We start from the raw sequence: 23,187 nt of genomic DNA, 5'->3' as shown, positions 1-23,187 counted from the left end.
GCTGCCTCAGGGGATGTCTGCGGGGAGCGGGCGCCGGCGGCCGCGCGGACGGCCCTCGGCCCGCGCGGCGGGCGCACGTCAGTAGTCGGCCGTGATCGCGGTCTTGTTGGTGTCCAGGACGTCCTCGGGCTTCTCGCGGATCGGCTCGTCCTTCTTGCCGTCGTCATCGAGGTCCTCGTCGGCGAGTTCCTCGGCGGTCGGGAGGTTGGAGGAGAACTTCTTCCAGATCTCGGCCAGCCCGGACTCGGTCTTGGCGTAGTTGTCGCCCGCGACGCCGACGCCGGAGGCGATGGCGTTCAGCACGCCCGTGCCGGGATCGGCCTCGGTGCCGAACAGCTCCTTCATCACCGCGAGCCACCGCCGGTTGAAGTCCTCGGCCTCCTGCTGCGTCCCGCCGCTCCACCCCTCGGAGGTGAGCCCGTTCAGGGTCGTCTGGACCCGGGACAGGGCGTCCGCCACCTCCTGGGCGAGGGCCAGGAGCCGCTTCGCCGTGCTCTGCAGCCCGGTCGGCCCGATCGCGATCTTCTTGACGGCGTCGTAGTCCGTCGCGCCGGTTTCGGCCACCGCGGGCACCTCCCTTCACCAGCCGTCGGTCATGTCGTGAGGTTGCCGACGTTCGTGCCTTCGGCCTCGGCGTAGTTGTCGTAGGACGTCTGCATCCGGACGATGAGGTCGCCGAGCAGGTCCAGGACGCTGGTCGACGCGGTGCCGAACCACGCGCGGACCTCGTCGAAGCTGCTGTAGGCGGGGCTGTTCCAGGACTCGGGCAGCCCGTTCATCTTCAGCCTGATCTCGTCCAGCGAGCCGCTGATGTTCGTCTGCTCCGCGGTGACGCTGCTGATGGCCGCCGAGAGCGCCCCCAGGTCGACCTCGAAGCCGCCCGGAATGTCCTGTCCCGGATCTGCCACGACGTGCCTCCTCTCAGCCGGTGACGGTGTTGGACGGCGGCGGGGGGAACTGCGAGTTCCGGTCGGCCTCGGCGTAGACCTGGCCCGAGTGGTTCGCCAGGGCGATGTACTCGCCGACGAGTTCGAGCACCCCGCCGACCTGCTGCAGCACCTTGCGCTGCATCGGATTCATCTGCGCCGCGAACTCCATGGCCGGCTTCTGCCAGATGCTCGGGTCGTCGGGCTCGCTGCCGTCGTCCCAGTTCCAGTACTCGCCCGTCGAGAAGTCGAAGAACCCCTCGTCCTCCTCCGTCGACTGCTGCCCGAAGATCGTCGACTGGTTGGCCAGGACGTTCGTCCGCAGGGCCTCGTACTTGGTGACGAGTTCGCGGGACGTGCTCAGCATGTTCTCGACGTTGGTCGCGACGCTCTCCAGGTTGATCGAGAAGTCCCCGGAGCTCGGCGTCGCGTCCGGCGGCTCGTCGCCGCCCCCGTCCTGGCCGATGTCCTGCGGCTTCTCGTCGAAGGACGGACGCTCTTGCCAGACGGTCAGATCCGGGGAGTCGGTGTTCCCGAGGTCGGGCGGGTCGGTGCTCTCCCCGCCCTCGGCGTCCGGGTCGACCGGGTCGTCGTCGTACTCGGAGGTTATGGGGTCGGTCATCGCTCCTCCTCGCTGATGGAGTCCTCGTTCACCGCGTCGTCGCTCACAGGGCCTCCGCGTCCGGGAGGTCCGCCGGCAGCAGCGTCGTCAGGTCTCCGGGGGCGGCCGCGGCCAGGTCGTCGGCGATCCGCCGCGCGTGCCGTTCGGTCATCAGCTGGAAGACCTGCCGTGCCGCGCGGCCGTTCCCGAACTGACCGCCTCTCGGGAGTTCGTCGAAGAAGCGGTGGAGGGACTCGACGGTCTCCGCCGGGCACTCGTACCGGTGCCGGTCGGCGTGGTGCTGGACGATCCGCACGAGCTCGCCCGACCCGTAGTCCTCGAACGTCAGGGTGCGGGTGAAGCGCGAGCCCAGCCCGGCGTTGGAGGCGAGGAAGCGCGCCATCTCCGCCGGGTATCCGGCGACGATCACCACGACGTCGTCGCGGTGGTCCTCCATCAGCTTCACCAGGGTGGAGACCGCCTCCTGGCCGAAGTCGCCGGACTGCGCGTGCGGGACGAGCGCGTACGCCTCGTCGATGAACAGCACCCCGCCGAGCGCGCGGCGGAACACCGCCTGGGTCTTCGGCGCGGTGTGCCCGACGTACTCGCCGACCAGGTCGCCCCGGTCGGTCTCGACGAGATGGCCGCGCCGCAGCAGGCCGAGCGCGTGCAGGAACCCGCCGTACAGCCGCGCGACCGTCGTCTTGCCGGTGCCCGGATTGCCGGCGAAGACGAGATGGCGGCTCAGCGGCGGCGGCGGGAGGCCCGCCTCCTGCCGCACCTTCACCATCCGCATCAGCTTGGTGAGCCCGACGATGTCGTGCTTGACGCGGTCGAGCCCGACCAGCCGGTCGAGTTCGGCGCGCAGTTCCGCGAGCCGCTCCTCGGGAGGCCGCGTGTCGTCCTCGCCGCCGTCGTCCGCGCCGGCCCGGGCACCGTCCCGCGCCCCCGCGACGGCCGCCCCGGTCCCGGCGGCGGGTGCCCGGCCCTCCGGCAGCACGCCGTCGCGCACCCCCTCCGACCCGCAGTCCTCCACGACCGGTTCGGCGCCGTCGCAGACGACCAGGTCGTGGTCGCCGCCCTCCACCGTGCAGCGGCGCAGGACGGGCGCCGCGTCCGCCTCGACGTAGATCGCCGGGTATCCCGCGTCGCGGATCCGGCAGTCCTCGAAGATCCCCGCCGCGCCTTCGGCGACGAACACGCCGTTGCGGCCGGGGCGCTCGACGGTCAGGTCCCGGACGCGCGGGCGGGCCCCCGCCCCGGCGAACAGCCCGGTCCCCTCGACCTCGCGCACGGCGCACCCGTCGATCCGCGCGGTGCTGCCGGCGTCCAGGAAGATGCCGGTCGAGCCGGTGCGCCGGACCTGGACGTCCTCCAGGACGGCGCCGCCGCCCGGACCGACCTCGACGCCCACCTCCGCGACGTCGCCGACCTCGCAGCCGGACACCAGCGGACGGTGCGTCGTGCGCAGGGCGATCCCGTTGCGGACGTGCTCGATCCCGCAGTCGCGCAGGACCGCGTCGCCGCCCTCCACCAGGACGCCGGCCAGCCGCGCGTCCCGCACCCGGGTGCCGTCCGCCGCCAGCTCGGCCCGCTCGCACACCCGGATCCCGTACTCGAAGGTCTCCCGGATCCGGCAGCCGGACAGCGTCGCGCGCGCCCCGCCGGCCAGGTGGACGGCCGTGTACGCGGTGTCCTGGACCTCGCAGCCGGTGAGCGTCACCTCGGCGCGCTCGGCCGCGTAAAGCCCGTTCGCGGTGGTGCGGGCGAACGTGCCGCCGCGGGCCCGCAGCACGGCGTCCCCGGCGGCGGCGAGCGCGCTGCCGTCGATGTCGACCGCGCGCACGCCGTCCAGCTCCAGCTCGCCGCTCCCGGTCGCGAAGATCCCGGCCCGGGAGGTGTCGTGGACGTGGCAGTCGCTCAGGACGGCCGCCGCCTCGTCCTCGGCGAGGACCCCGGCGGCGCCGGTGCGGGCGATCTCGCAGCGGCGGAGCAGGACGCCGTGCCGGCTGGACGTGCGCGGCTCCTCGGCCGACGCGGCGTCCGGCCGCCGCCCGCCGGCCCGCCGTCCGTCCGGCCGGTCGCCGGGTTCCGCGGCGGGGACGGCCGGCCCGCGCCGGCCGGCCGTCCCGCCGAGCCGGACGCCGTGGGCGTCCGCGTCGTGCAGCCTGCATTCGCTGAGGACGAGCGCCGCCGAGCCCTCCGCGTGGACGGCGGCGGCCCGGGTGCCGCGCACCTCGCACCGGGTGAACCGGGCGCGCGCGGTCCCCGCGACGTGGACGCCCCGTCCCGCGGCGCCGTCGATGCGGGCGCCGGTGCACTCGGCGCGGGCCGCGTCGTCCACGACGACGCCATCGCCGCCGGCGATCCGGATCGCGAGATCGTCCAGCACCGTCCGGCTGGTCCCGGTCAGCCGGACGGACGCGCGGTCGGCGCCGACGACCGTGCAGGCCGCCAGCGCGGCGACGGCGTCGCCGGTGACCTCGATCCGGCCGCCGGTCACCTCGCATCCCCGGACGTCGGGCGTCCCGCCGCGCAGCAGGAGCGCGGGCTCGCCGGGCGCGGTGCCCGCCACGGTGATGTCGCGGACGGCGGCCGCGCCGCCGTGCACGGTGATCGCGGGGCCGCGCGGCGACACGATCCGCACAGTGCCGGGGCCCTTCTCCGCCATCAGGGTGACGTCCCGGTTCAGGACGACGCTCTCCCGGTACTCGCCCGGATGCACCGACACGGTCGCTCCGGCGGCGGCCGCGCGCACGGCGGAGGCGATGGTGTCGTGGGCGCCCCAGCCGGGCGCGACCCGTTCCCGGGCGGTCCGCTTCATCAGCATCGCGTCACATCCCCCGGCCGGCGTCCAGGAGGGCCTGGAACACGCCGAAGACGCCCGCGGCCACCGGCACGCTGACCGCGCCGAGGAAAGCACCGAACGGGCCCGGCCACCGCCACCGCTCCCCGAAGTCGGCCTGTTGAAGCGAGCTGCGGAACGACATCACGAGACCGGCCCACAGCACGACGACGCCGACGACCACGAGTGCCAGCGGCCCGGACCAGCCGGGCAGGCCGAGGCCGGGGAGGCGGTCCGGCACGCGCAGCAGGAGGGCGCCGAGCCCCGCCAGGCCGCTCAGCAGCAGGGCCGCGACGACCGCGGTCAGCCGCGAGTTGCTCGCCCGGCACAGCAGCGCGACGCCGAGGCAGAGCGCCAGCCCGAGCGCGAACCAGCCGTCCGACGCGCTCAGCACGGCCAGGCAGCCGATGACCGCCAGGCAGCACCCGGTGTTGAGCAGGACGAGCAGGCGCTGGACGCGGCGCACCGTGCCCGCGACGTCGTCCATCTCGCTGGTGCCGGCCGGCAGCGTGGCGACCTGCGAGGCCAGCCGCGGCAGGATCGCGAGGAGGTGGAACACGACCACGGCGACGGCCGCCGCCGCCTCCGCGGCGCTCGCGCTCAGCAGCACCAGGGGCACGGCGAGGAGCAGCGCGAGGCCGCAGCCGAGCAGCAGCACCATCGTGGGCGCCGAGGGCGCCGCGAGGTACGCGGCGAGGGCGCCGACCAGCGCGGCGGCCAGCGCCGCCGCCAGCCGGGGCGCGAAGCCCGTCACCGGCAGGGCGAGCACCGCGCCGGTCAGCAGCGGGCACGACGCCGCGGCCAGCGCCGTGCGCGCCCCGGGCGGGACGGGCCAGTGCTTGCGGGCCGCGCTCCACGCCAGGACCGGCGCGGCGAGGCCGGTGGCGAAGAGCGGTGCGCCCGCGGCGACCGCGCCGGGCGCGCCGCCGCCCGCCGCGAGGGCGATGGCCGCGCCGACGAGGACGAGCAGGCCGAGGACGACCGTCGTGTACGCGCGCGTCCGCGCGCTCCACATCGTGCCGTCGTCCTCCAGCGTCGCGATCTCCTCCTCGATGTCGGAGACCGCCGGCCCGTCGAACTCGCCTTCGAGGACGTTGCGCAGGTACAGCGTCTCGCCGTCCACCACGCCCGCGTCGCCGAGCGAGCCGCCCGGCTCGAACGGCGGCCGCCCGGCGGGCGCCAGCGACCAGGCGGGCGGCATCGCGTCCGGCTCGTCCTGGCCGCACATGTCGGCGAGCATGGAGGCGTACTCGGTGATCGGGGCGTGCGCGGGCAGGGCGATGTCCACCCTCCGGCGCTCGCCCACGACCGTGATCCGGCACCGCTCATCGGCCAACGCGGACTCCTCGGCTCTCCTGTCTCACGCGGCGTCTCAGTGCTGCCAGCTGCGGATGTTCGCCCATTCGGCGTCGGCGTAGTTGCCCCAGTTGACGTTCATCGCGTGGGCGATCTGGCCGAGCACGCCGTCCGGGCCGAAGAGCCCCTCGGCGGCGATGTTCCACTGGAGCTGCATGTCCTGGTAGTAGGTCGCGGCCTGGCTCTGCGTCCACGCCGCCTCCAGCGGGGCGAGCTTGGTCTTCAGCGTCTGCAGCTGACCCTCGATCTCGGCCGCGCGGCCGTTCAGCCAGCCGCCGGCGGCGCCGAGCCCCTCACCGACGTAGATCTGTGTGCCGTCGACATTCCCCATGGCGGGTCCCTCTCAGGTTCTCGGTCGGACGCCGCGTTCGCCTGCGCGTACGGGCGGCGGATCGGGCTGGAGCGGCGGTCAGGTCAGGTTCGCGACGGCGCCGGGGCCGCCGGGCATGCCCGCCTCGATGTTGTTCAGGTTGGTGATGTTCTGCTCCTCGGATTCCTTGTAGTTGACGTAGTTGCCCTGCAGGCCGGCCGCGATTCCGGTGAGCGCGTCGTTCAGCATCTTGGCGAGAATGTCGTACTCGGCCATCAGCACGACGAAGCGTTCGTGCGCCATACCGCCCCAGCTCGCCTCGAGGCTGTAGACGTAGGTCTTGATCTGGCCCAGTTCCTCGGAGATCCGGGACGCGGTGTTCGTGGTGTCCGTCGCGGCACTGGCCAGGTATTCGGGGGTGACCTTGTAGGTCACTCCGCCCACGGTCACGGACGGGTCTGCCATGGCGGTCGCCTTTCCGGGATCGGCGAGGGGTGATCGGTCCGGTGCAGCGCCCAGAGTTCCATGCCGCGACCACCGATCTGTATCGGTAGAAATCGCCTATTTCGCCAAAGCCCAGCGTCGTTCTCCGAGTGTTCACATAGCGTCAAGATGATCAGTCGATCCCGTTGGCGCCGCCGTAGGCCGTCCGCGTTCAGACTGGTGAAAAGTGAACAGACGGGTCGCCGCGCGGCGTCGCGCCCGATCCCGCCGTCCACCCGGCCCACCCGAAAAGGGCGTTTGGAGAGCACTCATGGCCGACGGGATCCCCTCCCTCGACGGGCCCGGATTCCTCTCCCGCGAGCCCGAGTCCGCCGCGCTGGAGAGCCTGCTGCGCGACGCGCGCGCCGGCCGCGGCGGCGCGCTCGTCCTGCGGGGCGACGCGGGCATCGGCAAGACGGTGCTGCTGGAACGGGCCGTGGCGGCGGTGCCGGGCCTGCGGCGGCTCCGCACCCGCGGGATCGGTGTGGGAGCGCTCCCGTACGGCGCGCTGCACGAGCTGTGCGAGCCCGTCCTCGCGGCGGCGGAGGCGCTGCCGGGCCCGCAGCGGGAGGCCGTCGAGGTGGTCTTCGGGCTGCGGGACGGCCCAGCGCCGGAGCCGTCCCACCTCGGCCTCGCCGTCCGCACGCTGCTGGCCTCGGGACGTCCGGCCGTCTGCCTCGTCGACGACGCGCACGCGCTCGACCCCGCGTCCGCGCGCGTCCTGGCCTTCGCGGCGCGCCGCGCGCGCACCGCGCCCGTGGCCTTCCTTCTCGCCGGCCGCGACGAGCCGGGCCTGCGGCACCTCGCCGGGCTCCCCGAGCACCGGCTCGACGGCCTCCGCCGCGGCGACGCGCTCGCCCTCTTCGGGTCCCGGCTCCGCTCCCCCCTGGACGCACGCGTCCGCGACCGGCTCATCGCCGAGACGCGCGGCAACCCCGGGACCGTCCTGGAAGCGCAACGGCAGGCGGGAACGGACCCGACCGGCGGGTACGGGCCGCCCGCCGGGCCCCCGGACGACCTCGGCCTCCGGACGCTCTCCGCCGACACGCGGCGGCTGCTCCTGCTCGCCGCCGCCGAACCGCTCGGCGATCCCGCCCTGCTGTGGGACGCCGCCGCCCGGCTCGGCATCGCGACGGACGCGGCCGCACCCGCCGAGGAGGCGGGCCTCCTGCGCCTCGGCGCCCGCGTCCTGTTCGCGCACCCGGGGCTGCGCTCGTCCGTGTACGCGGCCGCGGCCCCTGCCGACCGCCGGGCGGCGCATGCCGCGCTCGCCGAGGCGACCGCCCGCCCGGACCCCGACCGGCGCGCCTGGCATCGCGCCCGGTCGACGATCGCCCCGGACGAGGCCGTGGCCGCCGCGCTGGAACTGGCCGTGCCGCGGGCCCGCGCACGCGGCGGCCTGGCGGCGGCGGGCGCGTTCCTCGGACGGGCCGCCGCGCTGACCCCCGATCCGGCCCGCCGCGCGGCCCGCGCCCTGGCCGCCGCCCGGCTCGCACTCGGAGCGGGCGCGGCCGAAGCGGCGTCCGGACTGCTCGCCACCGCCGCGGCAGGCCCGCTGGACGAGCGCGGACGGGCGCTCGCCGCGCTCCTGTCGGCCCGGCTCGCCCTGCACGACGGCCGCTGCGGCGACGCCGTCGCGCCGCTCCTCGACGCGGCCCGCGGCCTCGCGCAGCACGACCGTCCGGCCGCCGGCGAGGCGCGCCTGGACGCACTCGCCGCCGGGCTCGCGGCCGGCCGGCTCGGCGCGCACCACCGCGCCCGGGCCGCGCGAGCCGCCATCGGCGGGGAACCCGGGCACCGGCCGGCCGGCCTGCTGCTCGACGCCGTCGGCCGGCAGCTGACGTCCGGCCAGGCCGCCGCCCCCGCCCTGCGGGCGGCCGTGGACGCCCTCCTCGCACTCCCGGACGGACCGGACCACCCCTCGGTGTGGCTCGCCTGCGGCGCCGCCGCCGACCTGTGGGACGACGGCGCGTGGCGCACCCTCGCCGAACGGCAGCTGGACGCCGCCCACCGGACGGGCGCCCGCGGCGTCCTCCCCCTCGCCTTACGGCAGCTCGCACTCGCCCGCGTCCACGCGGGCGAGTTCGACGGCGCCGCCGCCCTCGTCGCCGAGGTCCGCGCCACGACCGGCCCTTGGAACGTCACCGCGCCCCTATGGGCCGACCTGATGCTCACGGCCTGGCGCGGCGACGGCGGACACTTCGACCGGCTGGCCGACGCGGCCACCCGCGTGGCACGCGACCGCGGCCACGGCCAGCTGCTCTCGGTCCTCGACCACGCGGCGTCCGTCCTGCACAACGGCGCGGGACGGTACGAGACCGCGCTGCACTCCGCCCGCCGGGCCTCCCAGCACGACGATCCGGGGCTGCGCGCGTTCGTCCCGTCCGAAGTCGTGGAGGCCGCGGTCCGCGCCGGCCGTCCCGAACTGGCCGGCCCCGCCATGGACCTGCTCACCGAACGGACGCGGGCGGCCGGCACCGACTGGGCCGACGGCATCGGCCTCCGGTCGCAGGCCCTGCTGGCCACCGGACCCGGCGCCGAGGACCTCTTCCTGGCGGCGATCCACGCCCTCGAACGCACCCGCGCCGTGCCGCAGCTCGCCCGGACCCGGCTGCTCTACGGCGAATGGCTCCGCCGCGAGGCCAGGCGCGGCGACGCGCGCACCCAGCTCCGCCGCGCCCACGAGACGCTCGCCTCGATCGGCGCCGCCGGGTTCGCCGCCCGCGCCGCCCGCGAACTCGCCGCCTGCGGCGAGCGACCCGCCAAGCCCGGCGCCACCCCGCTCGAACGCCTCACCCCCCAGGAGACCCGGATCGCCCTCCTCGTCGCCGACGGGGCCACGTCAAAGGAGGCCGCGCGCGAACTGTTCCTCAGCCCCCGCACGGTCGACGCGCACCTGCGCAGCATCTTCAAGAAGCTCGGCCTGACCTCCCGCAGGCAACTGCGGACCCTGAAACCCGGCCTGCCCGCGAACAAAGCCCGTTCAGGATGAAGCTTTTCTCACCGGCAACGACCTGACCACCACCGGTAGCACACCGCAAACGGTGGCGTGCCATTTATCGAGCACGGGACCGCGGGCTGCCGTTCGATCAACACATCAGCGCCGATGAGCAGCAGATAAACCTATTCGAAAAGCCGTCAGAGCGGAGCTACGACATCGTTCTTATAGGTCGGTGCCGGACCGGGGGCTCACGGTGAGATCGGACGGATAGTAGGGGGTCTCCTCCAGTCGCTGGTACGCGGTCTCGATCACGCTGTCGGCATCGATCGCCGCTTCCAGAAGTGTCATTCCGCGGTCGGTGCGCATGGTGACGGCCCGTTCCCAGCGTTCGAGGTTCTCCTTGCTGAGTTCGAGGAACTTGCTGGCCGGCATCGACATCGGGGCACTGGGCGTGATGGCGTAGATCGCCCGTGAGGCCAATGGGTCGATCATGCGCAGGCTCGCTCCCCGGCGCCGCGCGTCCAGTGCTTGGCGCATCGGCAGGAGGGCGGCTCCCGCGCCCGCGATGATGAACGGCACGAGCCCGGCGGGTTCGCTGACGTCGACCACGACCGCGGGCTCGACCGCGCTCGTGTCGCGGATGGAGTCGAGGTAGGCGCGTCCGAACCCCCGGTCGACGATCATGGGCAGGCCGTCGAGCAGCGCGACGGGCGCCGGGTCGGGGAACTCGTTGCGCCAGCCGGGCGGCAGGGCCAGGACGACCTCCCCCGCGCCGATGCGGGTGCACTCGATCCCGTGCCGCGTCACGGGCGCGACGGTGTAGGCGAGTTCGGCCTCGCCCGTCCGGATCAGGGCGACGATCTCGTCGGTGTCCCCGTCGTGCTGGGTGAGCCGGACGGTGAGGCCGGGGTGCCTGCGGCGGAAATGGCCCACCCACGCGGCCAGGAAGCTCGACGTGAGCGAGGCGGATATCGCCAGGTCGACCCGCCCGCGCTCCAGCCCGCGGTAGCTTTCGGCGATCTGCCGGGCCTGGTGCATGTCCCGGACCACCTGGCGGGCCGCCCCGACGAGCGCCTCGCCCGCGGGGGCGAGCACCAGCCCGCGCCCGACCCGGCGGAAGAGCTCGACGCCGAGGTCGCCCTCAAGACGGCGGATGATCTGCGACAGGGACGGCTGTGCCAGGTAGAGCGCGGAGGCGGCCCGGGTGATGCTGCCGTGGTCGACGACGGCGAGGAAGCATTCGAGCTCGCGGACGTTCATGGGGCGATCCAACGCTCGAACTCAACGGCGGGTCAAGGCTCGCGCCAGGCGGGCGCGTCCGAGTCGGCTCCGGGCCGCGGCACCTCCTGGTCCGCCGCCGGAGCGACGCCGTCGAGGGTGAAGGGCAGGGAAGGGACGGTGTAGCGGTCACCGTCCGGGCCGATCCCCGTGGTGAGGATGCCGTCGGCACGCACGTCCGCCGCCGCGGCCACGTCGCGGTAGGTGCGCACCTCCGCCGCGACGATGCCGTGGTCGGCCAGCAGCGCGAGGCACTTCTCGGTCCCGAGGACGCCGAGCGCTTGGGAGATCTCCGCCAGGAGCACCGTCCGGTTGGCGACCCGGGACGGATTGTCGGCGAACCGGGGGTCATCGAGCATCCAGGTTTTGCCGATGAGCCGGCACAGCCGTGCGAAGTGGTCGGCGGTGTACGCCGAGAGGACGATGGTCCCGTCGGTGGTGTGGACGAGGTCGGCCGCGGGGGCCACCGTCGCCTGGCCGTTCCCCTTGCGCCGCGGCTCCTGACCGGAGGCGTGCCACTCGCCCCACATGGCCGACTGAAGATGGATCGCGGTGTCCAGCAGGGAGACCTCGGCCACCCCGCCCTCGCCGGTGCGCTCCCGGCGCAGGAGCGCGGCGAGGACCGCCTGGACGACCGCGTAGCTCGCGGCGACATCGGCGACGGGGAACCCGACCCGGAGCGGATCACCGTCGTCTTCACCGGTGATCGACATCAGCCCGCTCTCGGCCTGCGCGGCGATGTCGAGGCCGGGCCGGTGCGCCGAGGGGCTCCCGGCGCCGAAACCGGAGACCGAGACGTAGACGAGCCCGGGGTGGGCGGACCTCAGATCGTCAGGACCGAGACCCAGCCGGGCCAGCGCTCCGGCCCGCAGGTTCTGCACGACGACGTCCGCTTCCGCGATCAGGGCCAGGGCGGTGCTCCGGTCGTCCTCCCGCTTGAGGTCCAGCACCACCGAGCGCTTGCCGCGGTTGAAGGCGAGGACGATGCCCTCGCCGTACGCGCCGATGCCGCGCGCCTGGTCCCCGCCCGGTGGCTCGATCTTGATGACCTCGGCGCCGAGATCGGACAGCAGCTGCGTCGCCGCGGGCGCCGCGATGTAGTGGCCGAACTCGACGACACGGATTCCCGCGAGTGGTGTGGACATCCTGTTCCTACTCTCCGGTGAACACCGGCTTGCGCTTTTCCAGGAAGGCTCGGGCCGCCTGCCTCGCATCGTCGCTGCGGGCGCAGTCGACCATGCGGGGCACCTCCCGCCGGAGGTAGTCGGGCAGCGTGGCCAGTCCGGCGTCGGCCAGGTTCCGCTTCGCGTACAGCATGGCCTTCGGCGCCTGTGCGGCGAGCTTGCCGGACAGCTCGCCGAGCCGGGCCGGCAGGTCGGCCGCGGTCTCGGTGACCAGGCCCCATTCGGACGCCTCGGCGGCCGTGAACTTCGCGGGATCGAGGAGCAGCGCCCGCGCGCGGGCGTCGCCCACGGCGCGGGCCAGCAGCCAGGCGCTGCCGAAATCGCCTGATACCGCCGCGCTGACGAACGCGGAATTGAAAGCCGCGCTCTCGGCCGCGAGCCGGATGTCGGCGGCCAGGGCGAAGGCCAGCCCGGCGCCGGCACAGGCACCGTTGATGGCGGCGATCGTCGGCATCGGGAAGGACACCAGCGCCTCCACGATGGTCGAAGCGCGCGTCAGCCGCTCGAGGTCGTCCGCCACCGATCGTCCGCGCAACGTGCGCGTCTCCTGGTCGTGGACGCTGTCCGAAGCGACCCGCGCCATGTCGGCGCCGACGCAGAAGTCGTCTCCCGCCCCGGTGACGACGAGGACGCGCAGGGCGCGTTCCGAACGGGCCCGCTCGATGGCGGCGAGCAGGTCCTCGACGAGCTGCCAGGAGATCGCGTTGCGCCGCTCCGGCCGGTTGAGGGTCACCGTGCCGACACCGTCCTCGAACCCGAACAGCACGGTTCCGGACCCGACCGCCGTCCCGCTCATCGGATGAGACATCCGGTGCACCATCCCTCGCCAGCTTCGTTCACCGTTCCTCCGCCAGGGCCATCTTGAGCAACGGCGTCCTAGTGCGTCAAAGAGCAAAACTGAGATCGATGCATTGCGGGATGCAATGACTGACTCATTGCGCCAGACAATGAGTCTGGTTGAGTTCACGTCTTTGACGTACTTCATCGGGCGGTGGGACGGTGGGGCCCTCGCGGAAGTGGACCGAGGTCATGGTCATTGGGCTCAGCGACGAGCACATGCCATGAGCTGCGCCGTCGCCCTGGTCGCCGCCCCGTCAGGCCAGCGGTCCTTCACACAAGAGGTGCCCCATGAAAGCTCGTCCAGTCGGCAAGCCCCGCAGCGCGGTGCTGCTGGTGACCCTCGCCTGCGCACTCGTCACCGCGGCATGTGACGGATCGCCTGCCCAACAGGCCTACCCGGCCCGCGACGTCCAGCTCATCGTGCCCTATCCGGCCGGCAGCGCCATCGACACCACGGCCCGCGCCCTGGCCGACGTCATCGGCGCGCAGCACAAGCTCGGCCGGCGCGTCCAGGTGGTGAACAGGGCGGGCGGCGCCGGCTCGGTCGGGACCACCGCGGCGCTCAACGCCAAGCCGGCCGGCTACACGATCGGCCTCGTTCCGGACGGCCCCCTAACCTTGATTCCGCAAACGGAAAAGGTGCCGTACGACGCCAAGGCGGCCACGGTGCTCAGCGAGGTCACCACGTCGCCGGTGCTGTTCGCGGTACCCGGTGATTCTCCCTTCAAGAATGTCGGCGACCTGGTCGCCGCCGCCAAGGCCCGTCCCGACGCGGTCACCATCGGCGATGGTCCGCTCAACTACACGATCCCGGCCAGGAAGTTCGAGCAGCTGACGGGCACGCGGCTCAAGCACGTCAAGTTCGACGGCGACCAGGCGACCACCACGGCCCTGCTGGGCGGCAACATCGACGTGGGCGTCATGCAGCTGGCCGGTGGGATGGCGCAGCTGAAGTCCGGCAAGCTCCGCGCGCTCGCGATCGCCACCGCCGAGCGCGTCGGCCTCGCCTCCGACGTCCCCACCTTCGTAGAGCAGAACGTCCAGCTGCAGTGGCAGGCGTACAACGTCGTGGTCGCGCCGGAAGACCTGCCCGCCAAGGTCGAGCAGAAGCTGTCCACAGCGATCAACTCCGCCATCAAGGACCCGAAGTTCGCCCAAACCGCGCAGAAGCTGGGACTCGTCGTCAGCGGGGCCGACGGGAAGGCGGCCAAAGCGCGGCTTGCCGAGAAGACCACAGCGGCGGCGAGCCTGCTCCCACGATGATGATGAGGCGTCTCCCACGGATGAGAGCCGCATCCGACGTGATCGGCGCCGGATCGCTGCTGGTGCTGGGGCTGCTGTACGGCGTGCTGGCCGTCGGTGAGGGCATCGGCACGATGGCCGAGACCGGGGCGGGGTTCTTCCCTCTCGTCGTCGCGGTCGTGCTGGTCGCCGCCAGCGTCACCCTCCTCGTGCAGGGCCTCCGCGGAACACCGCGCGGCGAGCCCGGCCCGCAGGACAGTGCGCAGGACGATGCGCAGGACGATGCGCAGGACGATGCCGACGTGCACTGGTGGCGGATCGCCGGTGTCCTGGCCGTGGCCCTGCTGGTGCCGGCGGTGGGCGCCACGGTGGGAATGATCGTGACCCTGTCGGTCTCCGTGCTGCTGGCCGCCAAGATCATGGGCGTGTCCCGGTGGACCAGCGCCGTCATTCTCGGCGTCGCCTTCGGCGCGGCCACCTGGCTCCTCTTCGTCCGCCTGCTCTACGTCCCGCTGCCCGCGGGCACGCTCGGCCTGGTCTGAACGAAAGGAAGCCGCATGGCGGACGTGATCCACAACCTCGGCACCGGCTTCGCCGCCTTCACGGATCCGACATTCGTCCTCCTCGCACTGGTCGGCGTGGTCCTCGGCACGGTCGTCGGGGTGCTCCCGGGCATCGGGCCGATCGGCGCGATGTCGGTTCTGCTCGGGATGACGACGCAGCTGGGCCCGACGGGGTCGCTGATCCTGTTCGCCGGGATCTACTTCGGCTCCACCTACGGGGGGTCGACGACCTCGATCCTGCTCAACGTGCCCGGTGAGGCGTCCTCGGTGGTGACGGCGCTCGACGGGCACGAGATGACGAAACGGGACAGGGCCGGTTCCGCGCTGACCGTCGCGGCGGTCTCGTCCTTCGTCGCGGGCACCGTCGCGATCATCGGCCTCATGCTGTTCGCTCCGTGGCTGAGCGGTGTCGCGGTCGAACTCGGGCCTCCCGAGTACATGGCGCTGTGCATCGCGGGACTGCTGCTGCTGGCGGCACTCTCCAGCGGCTCCACCGCCAAGGCGATCGCCATGATCTGTGCCGGGCTGGCGGTCGGCACGGTCGGCATCGACCCGGCCGCCGGCGATCTGCGGTTCACCATGGGAACGACCGACCTCGCCGAGGGATTCAGTTTCATCGCCCTGGTCATGGGGGTGTTCGGCGTCACGGAGGCGCTGACGACGACCGGCCGGCGGTGGCGTCCGGAACCCGTCAGGGCCCCGAAGCTCAAGGAGCTGCTGCCCACCCGGCAGGAGTCGCGCGAGGCGGCCCCGGCGGCGGTCCGCGGCTCAGTGATCGGCTTCCTGCTCGGGCTGGTGCCGGGCCCGTCCGGGGTGCTGTCGACGTTCGCCTCCTATGTCACCGAGCGGAAGATCTCCAGGCACCCCGGCAGGTTCGGCAAGGGCGCCGTCGAGGGGGTGGCCGGCCCCGAGGCGGCCAACAACGCCGCGGCCGGTGCGGCGTTCATCCCGCTGCTGGCGCTCGGGATCCCGTTCGCCCCGACGATGGCGCTCGTGCTCGCCGCGCTGCTGCTCAACGGCATCGTCCCCGGCCCGACGTTCATCAACGACCAGCCCGAGATGTTCTGGACTGTGATCGCCGCGATGTACATCGCCAACCTGGCGCTCCTCGTCCTCAACCTCCCGCTGGTGGGGCTCTTCACCCGCCTGCTGTCCATCCCGCCGCAGGTCCTGATGCCGATGGTGATCGGCCTGTGCATCGTAGGCGTGTACGCCGAGAACAACTCGATGTTCGACGTCGTCGTCATGCTGGTCACGGGACTCCTCGGATTCGCGCTTCGCCGCGTCGGGTTCAGCATGGCCCCCTTCGTGCTCGCCGTCGTCCTCCAACCCACGCTCGAAACCTCGCTGCGCCAGACCCTGGCCTTCTCCGACGGAAACCCGGCGTATGTGCTCGGACGGCCCGTCACGATGGTGATCCTCGGCTTGGTCCTCGTGGCCGTGGCCCTGTCGGTGCGGCGGGCGCTGAAGACTCCAGCGCCCGCCGGTGATGACTAGGCGCTGGTGAGTTCGTTGGGGGTTCGCGGCAGCCGGGCCTTGGACTTCACCTTGCCGGACTCGATGTCGACGGCGTAGAGCGTGCTGCTGCCGGGGTCGGTGACGTAGGCGGTGCGGTCGCGAACGTGGAGGGCGGGACGGGGCTGCTGCCATTCCAGCGGCTCGCGCCACCGGCCCGTGACCTTGATCTTCCGGGTGACCTCGCCGCGCTCGGGGTCAACGACGTGCAGCGCGCCGTCGGTGCCCAGGACCAGGGCCTCGCCGTCCGGGCCGCGTCCGAGGGACCGGAAGGTGTAGCTGGTTCCCAGGTCGACGAGCCTGATGCGGGCCGTCCGGGTGTCGATCAGTGATACCCGCTCGGGGCGTTCGAGTTCGGCGTCGGGGTCGGTCTTGTAGTCGGCCAGGACGATCGGGGAGTCGTCATGGCCGGCCTGGTTGCCGATACGTCCGTACTCGTCGGGCGCCCGGACCTTGCTGATCTTGCCGTCCTTGTAGAGCAGGGCCCCGTTCTCGCAGCCGACGACCACGGCCTCGGCCTTGGCGGTGGCCTCGCCGTGCACGCCTGGGCAGTCCTCGCTGCGGGCGATCTCCTTGCGTTCGTCATCGAGGACCTGGATGCCGGTCCGCTTCTCCTCGGTGCCCATGGTGACGACCAGCCCGCCGTCGGCGAGTGCGATGGCCACGCCGTGGTGGGGGTGCTGGGAGGTGTAGGTGGACGACTGCGGGAGCCCGTCGCCGAGCCGGCTGGGGTCGAAGGTCGTGGCCTTGCCTGCGCCGTCGGAGAACAGCACGGTCTTGCCTGCGTGGTGGACGACGTGACCGGGTTTCGGTGCGGCGAACTCGTCCTCCGTGAGCCGTGCGCCCTGGGCGTCCAGGACACGGAATCCCGTGGCGGTGGAGACCATGACGTGGCGGCCGTTTCCGGCAGGGTTGACGCGGTTGAATCCGTCCAGCGGTATGTCCTGGACGACCTTGAGCGTGGTGCCGTCGATGACGTACATGCCGCCGTCGTAGGTCACCACCAGGGGGTCCTGGACCTTGGCCGCCGCGGGTGCCGAGGTGGCGCTCCGTGCTCCGGAGCCGGAGTCGCCTGGGCCGCAGGCGCTGAGTACGAGGCCGAGCGTCACCATCGCGGCGGGCAGCGCCCCCTTGCGGTGCGGCCTTGGACGGGTCGGGTGTTCCATTTCAGCTCTCTGATTCTGTCGGAGGAGGTCGTCGGCTGGAGTAATGGCTCGGGAGGAGCCCGGTGGACTCACCGCGTGGCGAGTCCGGCGCTGATGGCGTCGGCGTTGGCGCGCATCATCCGCAGGTAGGTGGGGGCGCCGCCGTCGGCGCCGGTGAGCGATTCGGAGTAGAGCGAGACGATCCTGATGCGCAGTGCGGCCTCGCGGGCCATGACCTGGGCGAGGCGGTCCGGTTGGGAGGAGTCGGCGAAGACCGTCGACACCCCGGCCCGCCGGACGGCGTCGGCCAGCGACTTCAGGTCCGAGCCGCTGGGCGAGGCCAACGTGGTGCCACTGGGGATGACGGCCCCGATGACCTCGAAGCCGTAGCGCTGTGCCAGGTAGCCGAAGACGTGGTGGTTGGTGACCAGCTTGCGGCGCCCGGGCGGGATCTCGGCGAAGTCCATCCGCATCCCGGCGTCAAGGGCCGAGACCTGGTCGCGGTACGCGGCGGCGTTGGCGCGGACCGTTCCGGCGTCGACACCGTCGACGTGCTCGATCACCTGGGCGGTGATGAGGCCGATGGCTCCGATGACCCGGACGGGGTCGGTCCAGAAGTGCGGGTCGGGCTGACGCGCGGTCCGCCCCTGGATGTAGGTGATCGGATCGACGCCCTCCCCCACGCTGAGCGCAGGCACCCCCTGGTCGCGGGCAGCCTCGACGTTGCGCGCCACCCCTTCCTCCAGGCCCAGGCCGTTGTGGACGAGCAGGGCGGCGTTCTCGATGCGGGCGGCCTGCTGGGCGGACACACCGAAGGAGTGCGGGTCGGCATTGGGCTTCATCAGCACCGTCACCTCGGCCTGGCCGCCCACGATGGCGCGGGTGATGTCGCCGAGGATGTTGGTGGTGACCACCACACCGGACCTCTGCGAGCCCACCGCCGAGCATCCCGTCGCCGATCCGGCCAGCACCAGGAGCAGCACCATCAGCGCCCTCGCGACGTGCCGCCGACCGCTGAACGGCCCTGCGCCTTGAGAAGGCAGTGCGGCGGTCACCATCCCGTCTCCACCATCTGCGCGGGTGCGAACGGCAGCGTGAACGAGCGGGCCAGACGCAGGTCGTCGTTGTAGTCGATCTCGTGCACCGCTTTGCCGGCGGGGTCGTTGACGTAGGCGCGGGCGGTGTCCACCTCGATCGTCGGCGCGGGCTGGGCGCCGTCGGCGTTCTTCAGCAGTTCCGAGCGCGCCTCCTCCTTCCCCGAGGCGGGGTCGTAGGACCTCAGGACGCCGGCACGGTCGAGCAGCAGGACCGGGGAGTCCGCGCCCACCGCGTTCACCGCGAGCGCCGGCACGCCCGTCCCCACCCGGCTCCATTTCCTGGCGGCGACGTCGAGGACCCAGGCGCCCTTGTCGCCGGCCTTGGCCGCCAGGACGTCCGCTCCGGGGCGGTGCCGGAACTCCAGTGCCCGTTCGTCGTCCGGCACGGTGCCGGAGTAGGCGATCTTCTCTCCCCGGAACGTTCCATCCCGGGCCGTCACCAGCAGTGCCCCGTCGGCGCAGCCGAGGACGGCGCCGCGCCGGGTCGTCGCCTGCCCCCGCGGTTCGGGACACGGCTCCGGCAGCCGCGCCACCCGATGCCCCTTGCGGTCGTGGACGGTGACGTGCCCCGTCTCGTCCGAGCCGATCAGCAGGTGCTCGGCGTACGGCACGGCGACCCGTCCGGCGACCGTCGCGGCCTCCCGGACGTCTCCCCCATCGAGGGCCTTCCTGTCCAGCACGCGCACGGCACCGCCCGTGGCCAGCGCCGTGACGCCGGGGTCGCCTGCCGCGCCGGAGGCCCCCGTGGCGTTCAGGTCGCCCACCGTGCGGGCGGGGGCACGGTAGTAGTGGACGTGATCGCCGTGGTCGACCGTCCAGACCCCGGTATCGAGTATCCGCACCGCCTTGCCGGTGGCCAGGTAGGCGAAGCGCCCGTCGGTACGCATCGCGGTGAGGCCCGGGGCCTCGGCGACCTGCGTACTCTTGCCCGTGGCGGGATCCAGGGAGTGAACCCGGCCGCCGTGCGCATCACCCAGGACCAGCCGCCACTGCGCCTCGGCGGTCTCCTCGGCCCCCTCGACATAGCCGTGCGGGGTCTGCGCAGTGCCCGCGGAGCCGCCCCCGTCACCGGAGTCGCCGCAGCCGGCGAACAAGGTGAGCAGGCTTCCGGCCGCGACGGCGGCCGCAGATGCGCGCGTCCGCGCGCCGACCGTACTGATGAGAATCATGACGTGTACCCGGAGGCCTTTCGTCCGGAGGTGTTCGGAGGCGGTGGCCGCCGGCGAGGCCGGCGGTCGCGCAGATCGGCGGCCAGCGCCGACAGGAGGAAGAAGGCCACGGCGGCCGCGGCGATCGTCGCTCCGGCCGCGGTGCCCAGATGCCACGACACCAGCAGCCCGGTGACCGTCGCGAGCGCGCCGAGCAGCGCGGCCCCGGCCATGACCATCGGTACGCTGCGCGCCCACAGCACCACCGCCGCGGGCGGGGCTATCAGCAGGCCGAACACCAGCAGCGTCCCCACCACGTGGAAGGACGCGGTGATCGCCAGAGTCAGCAGGCACAGCAGCAGCGCGTGCGCGAGCCGCGGCCGCATCCCCAGGGTCTGCGCCTTGCGCGGGTCGAGGGCCAGCGCGACGAAGGAGCGATGCCCCAGCGCCGCGATGGCGGCCGCCGCCCCCAGCGCGACCGCCAGCACCGCCAGGTCGCCCGGGCGCACCGCCAGCACGTCGCCGAACAGGAAGGCGGTCAGGTCCACCGCGAAGCTCTGCGAGTGCGACACCATGATCACACCGGTGGCGAGCATCCCGACGAACAGCAGGCCGATGCCGGTGTCCTGGGACAGCCGGGGTGAACGCGACAGCACCGTGACACCCAGCGCCATCGCGCCCGCGCTCAGCACGGCCCCGAGGAACAGGCTCCCTTCCAGCAGCGACGCGGCCGCCACACCGGGCAGCATGCCGTGCGACATCGCGTCGCCGAGGAAGGCCATACCGCGCAGCACCACCCAGGTGCCGGCCAGCGCGCAGATGCCGGAGACCAGCAGCCCTCCCCACAGCGCCCGCTCAACGAAAGACACCCCGAAAGGGGCCAGAAGCCACTCCATGGCTCGACACCCTATAATGAAAACGGTTATCACTTTCAAGTGAGGGGACGGCAGTGGCCGATACGGCGATCACGATGCGCGGGCTGCGAGCGGGTTACGGGTCCACGACGGTGCTGCACGGCATCACGGCCCGCGTGCCCCGCTCACGCGTGACGGCCCTGGTAGGACACAACGGCTCCGGGAAGTCGACCCTGCTCGGCGTGCTCGCCGGGACGCTCGCCCCGTCCAGCGGCACGGTCGAGTCGTCCTGCGCGCAGCGACCCGCCCTGGTGCTCCAGCGCGCCGAGGTCCCGGCCGCGCTGCCCCTGACCGTCCGGAACACGGTGGCCATGGGCCGCTGGCCCCATCGCGGATGGTGGCGACGCCTCACCGGGGGCGACAAGGCCGTCATCTCCGAGTGCATGGACCGTGTCGGTGTGACCGGACTCGCGGGGGGCACAACTCAGTGACCTGTCCGGCGGCCAGTACCAACGCGCACTCATCGCCCAGGGCCTCGCCCAAGGATCCGATCTCCTGCTGCTCGACGAGCCCGCGGCCGGCCTGGACCAGGACGCCCAAGAGCGGATCCTCGAAATCTTCGGTGAACTCACCGCGACCGGCGTGACCATCGTCCACGCCACACACGACCCCGACGCCGCAGCCCGCGCCGACCACTGCCTGCTCCTCCAGAACGGCCGCCTTCTGGCGGAGGGCGTCCCGGACGCGACCCTGCCGCCTCACGCCGACCGGCGGTGGCCAGTTCCTGCGCCGACGCAGTGCGGCCCGCACGCGTGTTCGTCGAGGGACTGACCGAGGGGCTAGCTTGCGTGGATGGCGTGGAGGAGGCCGACTTACCGGCTCGTGGATGGGGGCGGGGAGGAGTTCGACCTGCGCGGGCTGCGGCAGCGGCCGGAGTCAGGATCGCTCTCCATAATCCTGAGCGTCCGGCGCCCGAGCGGCCCGCGCCGACACCCCGGTGGTCGGCACGCTATCCGGAGCCGTTGACGACCCAAGGTGGAGTACTTCAACGCCGGCGACCAAGGCGTCCAGCGTGAGCGTGAGCATCGGGCTGTCTTGCATGCCGACGACCCGGCGCAGGCCGGGGCGGCCGCCCGCTCAGATCACGACCGCATCCGGGACGCGGCCACCGTCCACGAGGCCCGCGAGACCGGCGGCCGGTGCGCATTGCGGCCGGACCGGGCCGCGGCCCGGACCGCCGCGATGGCTGATCTGCTGCGCGCCAAGGTCGCCCCAGCACCCCGAAATGGCTGAGATCTCGCTGTCCTCCGCAGACGCACGGATCAGCTATACCGGCATCTCCGAGTCACCGTTCTGGACCGATCGGGGTCCCCGCGGAGGGCGCAAATGGGTCGGTCGATTGCTCGAACTGGTCCGGGCCGAACTCCTCCAGCCACGCGAATAGCCACCATCCGCTCGGCTCTTGGCCAGCGCCGTGGATGGTTTGTCGCTGGTCCGGGCCAGCTCGAAGCGCCTCGTCGGAACTCCGGCGGATGAGGTGGTGGTCGCCCAGATCTACAGTCCAGCCGCGCCCAGGAGGTTGAGTGGCCTGGTTCAGCTCAGGGGGCGGGTCGCCTGTACGAAGGTGACTCGGCCGAACCTGTGGTCGGCGTGTGCGACCTCCTGGGAGTTGCCGAGCCCCGCGGCGGCGAGCAGCGCGACGATGCCGTCGCCATGGCTGCGGGCCTCGGCCGGGCCGTGCGCCGCCCGGGAACGCATGGGGCGGAGCAAGTGCCGGAAGGCGTGGGCCCAGCGTGGGCCCTGGCCGTGCGCGGAGTGGCCGACGTCTTCGGCGTTGGACGCGGGGCCGCCGAAGTCGACGATGGTGACCTTTCCTCCCGGTCGAAGGGCGCGCAGCGCCTCGCGCGCGAACGCGCTCCGACCGTCGTCATCGACGTGGTGCAGGGCCAACGACGAGACCACATGGTCGAGCGAGGCGTCCTGGGCGGGGATCCGGTCGGCGTATCCCTGGACGAGGGTGAGAGCGACGCCGCGGCGGCGCGCCTTGCGCGCGGCCCTGCGCAGGGCGTCTCCGTCAGGATCGAGGCCGGTCACCCGCGCGTCCGGCTGGGCCGCGAGCACGGCGAACGACAGGTTGCCCGTGCCGCAGCCGACGTCGGCCACCGCCTGCCCGGGCTCGATGCCGGCGAGTTCGACCGCGCGCTCGTGCAATGCGCGGACCCCGCCCACCCGGGTGAAGGCGTCGTAGAACGGCAGGAGCCAGGTCTTGCCCGCGCCCGGCAGGAACGGGCGGTCTCGCTCCTCCTCGGTTCGCTGGTCGACGATGCGTACGCCGCTGGAAGCTGCCATGGGTTCCCCTTCGTGAATTCGGTGGCGGGTCTGGCGCCGACGGCGCGTGACAGACCTGGTGCCGTCACCATCCAGTCTTGGACATTCCGCGGCCCTCCAGCAGGACATACGTTTGACATCATGGGACATTCTTCGGACGGTGCCTCGCTGGGCTCGCGGTCGAAGCTGGGCACGGTGCGGCTCGACGGAACGCCCGTCTATCGCTACCAGCAGCGTCCCGGCGTGCCTGCCGTCTCGGTGACCCGCTTCGACGCCCAAGCCGCGCACGCCGACCTCCCGCCGAACCACCGTCACGCCCACGACTTCCTCGTCCTGGTCTATGTCGAGGAAGGCGCCGGCTCGGTCACCATCGACGGCGCCGAACGGCCGCTGCGCGCCGGCGAGGTCCACGCCGTGTCGCCCGGGCAGGTCATCGGCATCACGACCGGCGCCGAACTCGCCCGCAGCCGCGCGTGGTCGGTCGCGTTCACACCGGACGCCGTCCCCGCCCTGGCCTCGGTCCCCCCGCTG

The 23,187-nt window shown here is 72.8% G+C and carries 23 protein-coding genes; 8 read left to right on the top strand and 15 right to left on the bottom strand.

Going from position 1 to position 23,187, the window contains the following annotated elements; all coding sequences use genetic code 11:
- Positions 1-78: 78 nt before the first annotated feature.
- The 7 genes from E1293_RS18610 to E1293_RS18580 all read right to left on the bottom strand — a co-directional run bounded on the left by E1293_RS18610 (position 79) and on the right by E1293_RS18580 (position 6,503).
- Positions 79-564, bottom strand: coding sequence for a WXG100 family type VII secretion target (locus E1293_RS18610; RefSeq protein WP_165978274.1), 486 nt, complete (start codon positions 562-564; stop codon positions 79-81).
- A 29-nt stretch (positions 565-593) separates the two neighbouring features.
- Positions 594-908, bottom strand: coding sequence for a WXG100 family type VII secretion target (locus tag E1293_RS18605; protein WP_132198686.1), 315 nt, complete (start codon positions 906-908; stop codon positions 594-596).
- Between the two features lie 13 nt (positions 909-921).
- Positions 922-1,548, bottom strand: a complete 627-nt coding sequence (locus tag E1293_RS18600) for a hypothetical protein (protein WP_132198685.1) — start codon at positions 1,546-1,548, stop codon at positions 922-924.
- Between the two features lie 43 nt (positions 1,549-1,591).
- Positions 1,592-4,357, bottom strand: coding sequence for a right-handed parallel beta-helix repeat-containing protein (locus tag E1293_RS18595; RefSeq protein ID WP_207938924.1), 2,766 nt, complete (start codon positions 4,355-4,357; stop codon positions 1,592-1,594).
- Between the two features lie 4 nt (positions 4,358-4,361).
- Positions 4,362-5,708 (bottom strand): EsaB/YukD family protein, encoded by a 1,347-nt coding sequence (locus E1293_RS18590; protein ID WP_132198684.1) that lies wholly within the window; start codon positions 5,706-5,708, stop codon positions 4,362-4,364.
- Positions 5,709-5,744: 36 nt separating this feature from the next.
- Entirely contained in the window at positions 5,745-6,059 is a 315-nt protein-coding gene (locus E1293_RS18585; protein WP_132198683.1) for a WXG100 family type VII secretion target, read from the bottom strand.
- 78 nt (positions 6,060-6,137) lie between these two features.
- Positions 6,138-6,503, bottom strand: a complete 366-nt coding sequence (locus tag E1293_RS18580; RefSeq protein ID WP_132198682.1) for a WXG100 family type VII secretion target — start codon at positions 6,501-6,503, stop codon at positions 6,138-6,140.
- Between the two features lie 289 nt (positions 6,504-6,792).
- On the opposite strand from E1293_RS18580, the gene E1293_RS50220 reads away from it, so the two are divergent.
- The gene (locus tag E1293_RS50220) at positions 6,793-9,513 is read left to right on the top strand and encodes a helix-turn-helix transcriptional regulator (RefSeq protein ID WP_132198681.1); all 2,721 of its coding nucleotides are present in this window, start codon (positions 6,793-6,795) and stop codon (positions 9,511-9,513) included.
- A 171-nt stretch (positions 9,514-9,684) separates the two neighbouring features.
- On the opposite strand, the gene E1293_RS18570 is transcribed toward E1293_RS50220, so the two are convergent.
- From E1293_RS18570 to E1293_RS18560, 3 genes are read right to left on the bottom strand one after another with little or no spacing between them, the layout of a single operon-like run.
- Entirely contained in the window at positions 9,685-10,722 is a 1,038-nt protein-coding gene (locus E1293_RS18570) for a LysR family transcriptional regulator (RefSeq protein WP_132198680.1), read from the bottom strand.
- Positions 10,723-10,754: 32 nt separating this feature from the next.
- Positions 10,755-11,885, bottom strand: a complete 1,131-nt coding sequence (locus tag E1293_RS18565) for a CaiB/BaiF CoA transferase family protein (protein WP_132198679.1) — start codon at positions 11,883-11,885, stop codon at positions 10,755-10,757.
- Positions 11,886-11,892: 7 nt separating this feature from the next.
- Complete coding sequence (locus E1293_RS18560) at positions 11,893-12,732, bottom strand: enoyl-CoA hydratase/isomerase family protein (protein ID WP_207938923.1); 840 nt, start codon at positions 12,730-12,732, stop codon at positions 11,893-11,895.
- 320 nt (positions 12,733-13,052) lie between these two features.
- Here E1293_RS18560 and E1293_RS18555 point away from each other — a divergent pair, with 320 nt between their 5' ends.
- The 3 genes from E1293_RS18555 to E1293_RS18545 are packed head-to-tail and all read left to right on the top strand — an operon-like array spanning position 13,053 to position 16,066.
- On the top strand, positions 13,053-14,027 hold the full coding sequence (locus tag E1293_RS18555; protein ID WP_132198678.1) for a Bug family tripartite tricarboxylate transporter substrate binding protein: 975 nt from the start codon (positions 13,053-13,055) through the stop codon (positions 14,025-14,027).
- A 20-nt stretch (positions 14,028-14,047) separates the two neighbouring features.
- Positions 14,048-14,548, top strand: a complete 501-nt coding sequence (locus tag E1293_RS18550) for a tripartite tricarboxylate transporter TctB family protein (RefSeq protein ID WP_165978273.1) — start codon at positions 14,048-14,050, stop codon at positions 14,546-14,548.
- Positions 14,549-14,563: 15 nt separating this feature from the next.
- Positions 14,564-16,066, top strand: a complete 1,503-nt coding sequence (locus tag E1293_RS18545; protein WP_207938922.1) for a tripartite tricarboxylate transporter permease — start codon at positions 14,564-14,566, stop codon at positions 16,064-16,066.
- Here the strand turns inward: E1293_RS18545 and aztD are convergent.
- The 4 genes from aztD to aztB form a co-directional block, all read right to left on the bottom strand.
- Positions 16,063-17,250 (bottom strand): zinc metallochaperone AztD, encoded by a 1,188-nt coding sequence (gene aztD, locus E1293_RS18540; RefSeq protein WP_132198676.1) that lies wholly within the window; start codon positions 17,248-17,250, stop codon positions 16,063-16,065. The two genes, E1293_RS18545 and aztD, sit on opposite strands and share 4 nt — an antisense overlap.
- Positions 17,251-17,318: 68 nt before the next feature.
- A complete protein-coding gene (gene aztC / locus E1293_RS18535) occupies positions 17,319-18,287 on the bottom strand; it encodes a zinc ABC transporter substrate-binding protein AztC (RefSeq protein ID WP_132198675.1) in 969 nt (322 codons plus the stop codon).
- Positions 18,281-19,495, bottom strand: coding sequence for a hypothetical protein (locus E1293_RS18530; protein WP_243716315.1), 1,215 nt, complete (start codon positions 19,493-19,495; stop codon positions 18,281-18,283). Before E1293_RS18530 ends, aztC begins: the two co-directional genes overlap by 7 nt.
- A complete protein-coding gene (gene aztB, locus E1293_RS18525) occupies positions 19,492-20,370 on the bottom strand; it encodes a zinc ABC transporter permease AztB (RefSeq protein WP_132198674.1) in 879 nt (292 codons plus the stop codon). Before aztB ends, E1293_RS18530 begins: the two co-directional genes overlap by 4 nt.
- A gap of 53 nt (positions 20,371-20,423) precedes the next feature.
- Between aztB and E1293_RS50495 the strand changes: the two genes are divergently transcribed.
- The 3 genes from E1293_RS50495 (at position 20,424) to E1293_RS18515 (ending at position 21,621) form a co-directional block, all read left to right on the top strand.
- Positions 20,424-20,819, top strand: a complete 396-nt coding sequence (locus E1293_RS50495) for an ATP-binding cassette domain-containing protein (RefSeq protein WP_341770199.1) — start codon at positions 20,424-20,426, stop codon at positions 20,817-20,819.
- A 1-nt stretch (position 20,820) separates the two neighbouring features.
- Entirely contained in the window at positions 20,821-21,159 is a 339-nt protein-coding gene (locus E1293_RS50490) for an AAA family ATPase (RefSeq protein ID WP_165978276.1), read from the top strand.
- A gap of 204 nt (positions 21,160-21,363) precedes the next feature.
- Positions 21,364-21,621, top strand: a complete 258-nt coding sequence (locus E1293_RS18515) for a hypothetical protein (RefSeq protein ID WP_132198673.1) — start codon at positions 21,364-21,366, stop codon at positions 21,619-21,621.
- 300 nt (positions 21,622-21,921) lie between these two features.
- Here E1293_RS18515 and E1293_RS18510 read toward each other — a convergent pair whose 3' ends face one another.
- Complete coding sequence (locus E1293_RS18510) at positions 21,922-22,677, bottom strand: class I SAM-dependent methyltransferase (RefSeq protein WP_132198672.1); 756 nt, start codon at positions 22,675-22,677, stop codon at positions 21,922-21,924.
- A gap of 120 nt (positions 22,678-22,797) precedes the next feature.
- Here E1293_RS18510 and E1293_RS18505 point away from each other — a divergent pair.
- Positions 22,798-23,187: AraC family ligand binding domain-containing protein (locus E1293_RS18505; protein WP_207938921.1), on the top strand; the 390-nt coding region annotated here is incomplete at its 3' end.

It is taken from the genome of Actinomadura darangshiensis (genome assembly GCF_004349235.1).
Classification (GTDB): domain Bacteria; phylum Actinomycetota; class Actinomycetes; order Streptosporangiales; family Streptosporangiaceae; genus Spirillospora; species Spirillospora darangshiensis.
This window is presented reverse-complemented; position numbering and strand designations above follow the sequence as displayed.

Bases quoted from the DNA above. Each gene is read 5' to 3' on its own strand.
- E1293_RS18600 (WP_132198685.1), bottom strand. From the start codon at position 1,548: ATGACCGACCCCATAACCTCCGAGTACGACGACGACCCGGTCGACCCG.
- E1293_RS18595 (WP_207938924.1), bottom strand. From the start codon at position 4,357: ATGCTGATGAAGCGGACCGCCCGGGAACGGGTCGCGCCCGGCTGGGGC.
- E1293_RS18585 (WP_132198683.1), bottom strand. From the start codon at position 6,059: ATGGGGAATGTCGACGGCACACAGATCTACGTCGGTGAGGGGCTCGGC.
- E1293_RS18580 (WP_132198682.1), bottom strand. From the start codon at position 6,503: ATGGCAGACCCGTCCGTGACCGTGGGCGGAGTGACCTACAAGGTCACC.
- E1293_RS50220 (WP_132198681.1), top strand. From the start codon at position 6,793: ATGGCCGACGGGATCCCCTCCCTCGACGGGCCCGGATTCCTCTCCCGC.
- E1293_RS18570 (WP_132198680.1), bottom strand. From the start codon at position 10,722: ATGAACGTCCGCGAGCTCGAATGCTTCCTCGCCGTCGTCGACCACGGC.
- E1293_RS18565 (WP_132198679.1), bottom strand. From the start codon at position 11,885: ATGTCCACACCACTCGCGGGAATCCGTGTCGTCGAGTTCGGCCACTAC.
- E1293_RS18560 (WP_207938923.1), bottom strand. From the start codon at position 12,732: ATGTCTCATCCGATGAGCGGGACGGCGGTCGGGTCCGGAACCGTGCTG.
- E1293_RS18555 (WP_132198678.1), top strand. From the start codon at position 13,053: ATGAAAGCTCGTCCAGTCGGCAAGCCCCGCAGCGCGGTGCTGCTGGTG.
- E1293_RS18550 (WP_165978273.1), top strand. From the start codon at position 14,048: ATGAGAGCCGCATCCGACGTGATCGGCGCCGGATCGCTGCTGGTGCTG.
- E1293_RS18545 (WP_207938922.1), top strand. From the start codon at position 14,564: ATGGCGGACGTGATCCACAACCTCGGCACCGGCTTCGCCGCCTTCACG.
- aztD (WP_132198676.1), bottom strand. From the start codon at position 17,250: ATGGAACACCCGACCCGTCCAAGGCCGCACCGCAAGGGGGCGCTGCCC.
- aztC (WP_132198675.1), bottom strand. From the start codon at position 18,287: ATGGTGACCGCCGCACTGCCTTCTCAAGGCGCAGGGCCGTTCAGCGGT.
- E1293_RS18530 (WP_243716315.1), bottom strand. From the start codon at position 19,495: ATGATTCTCATCAGTACGGTCGGCGCGCGGACGCGCGCATCTGCGGCC.
- aztB (WP_132198674.1), bottom strand. From the start codon at position 20,370: ATGGAGTGGCTTCTGGCCCCTTTCGGGGTGTCTTTCGTTGAGCGGGCG.
- E1293_RS18510 (WP_132198672.1), bottom strand. From the start codon at position 22,677: ATGGCAGCTTCCAGCGGCGTACGCATCGTCGACCAGCGAACCGAGGAG.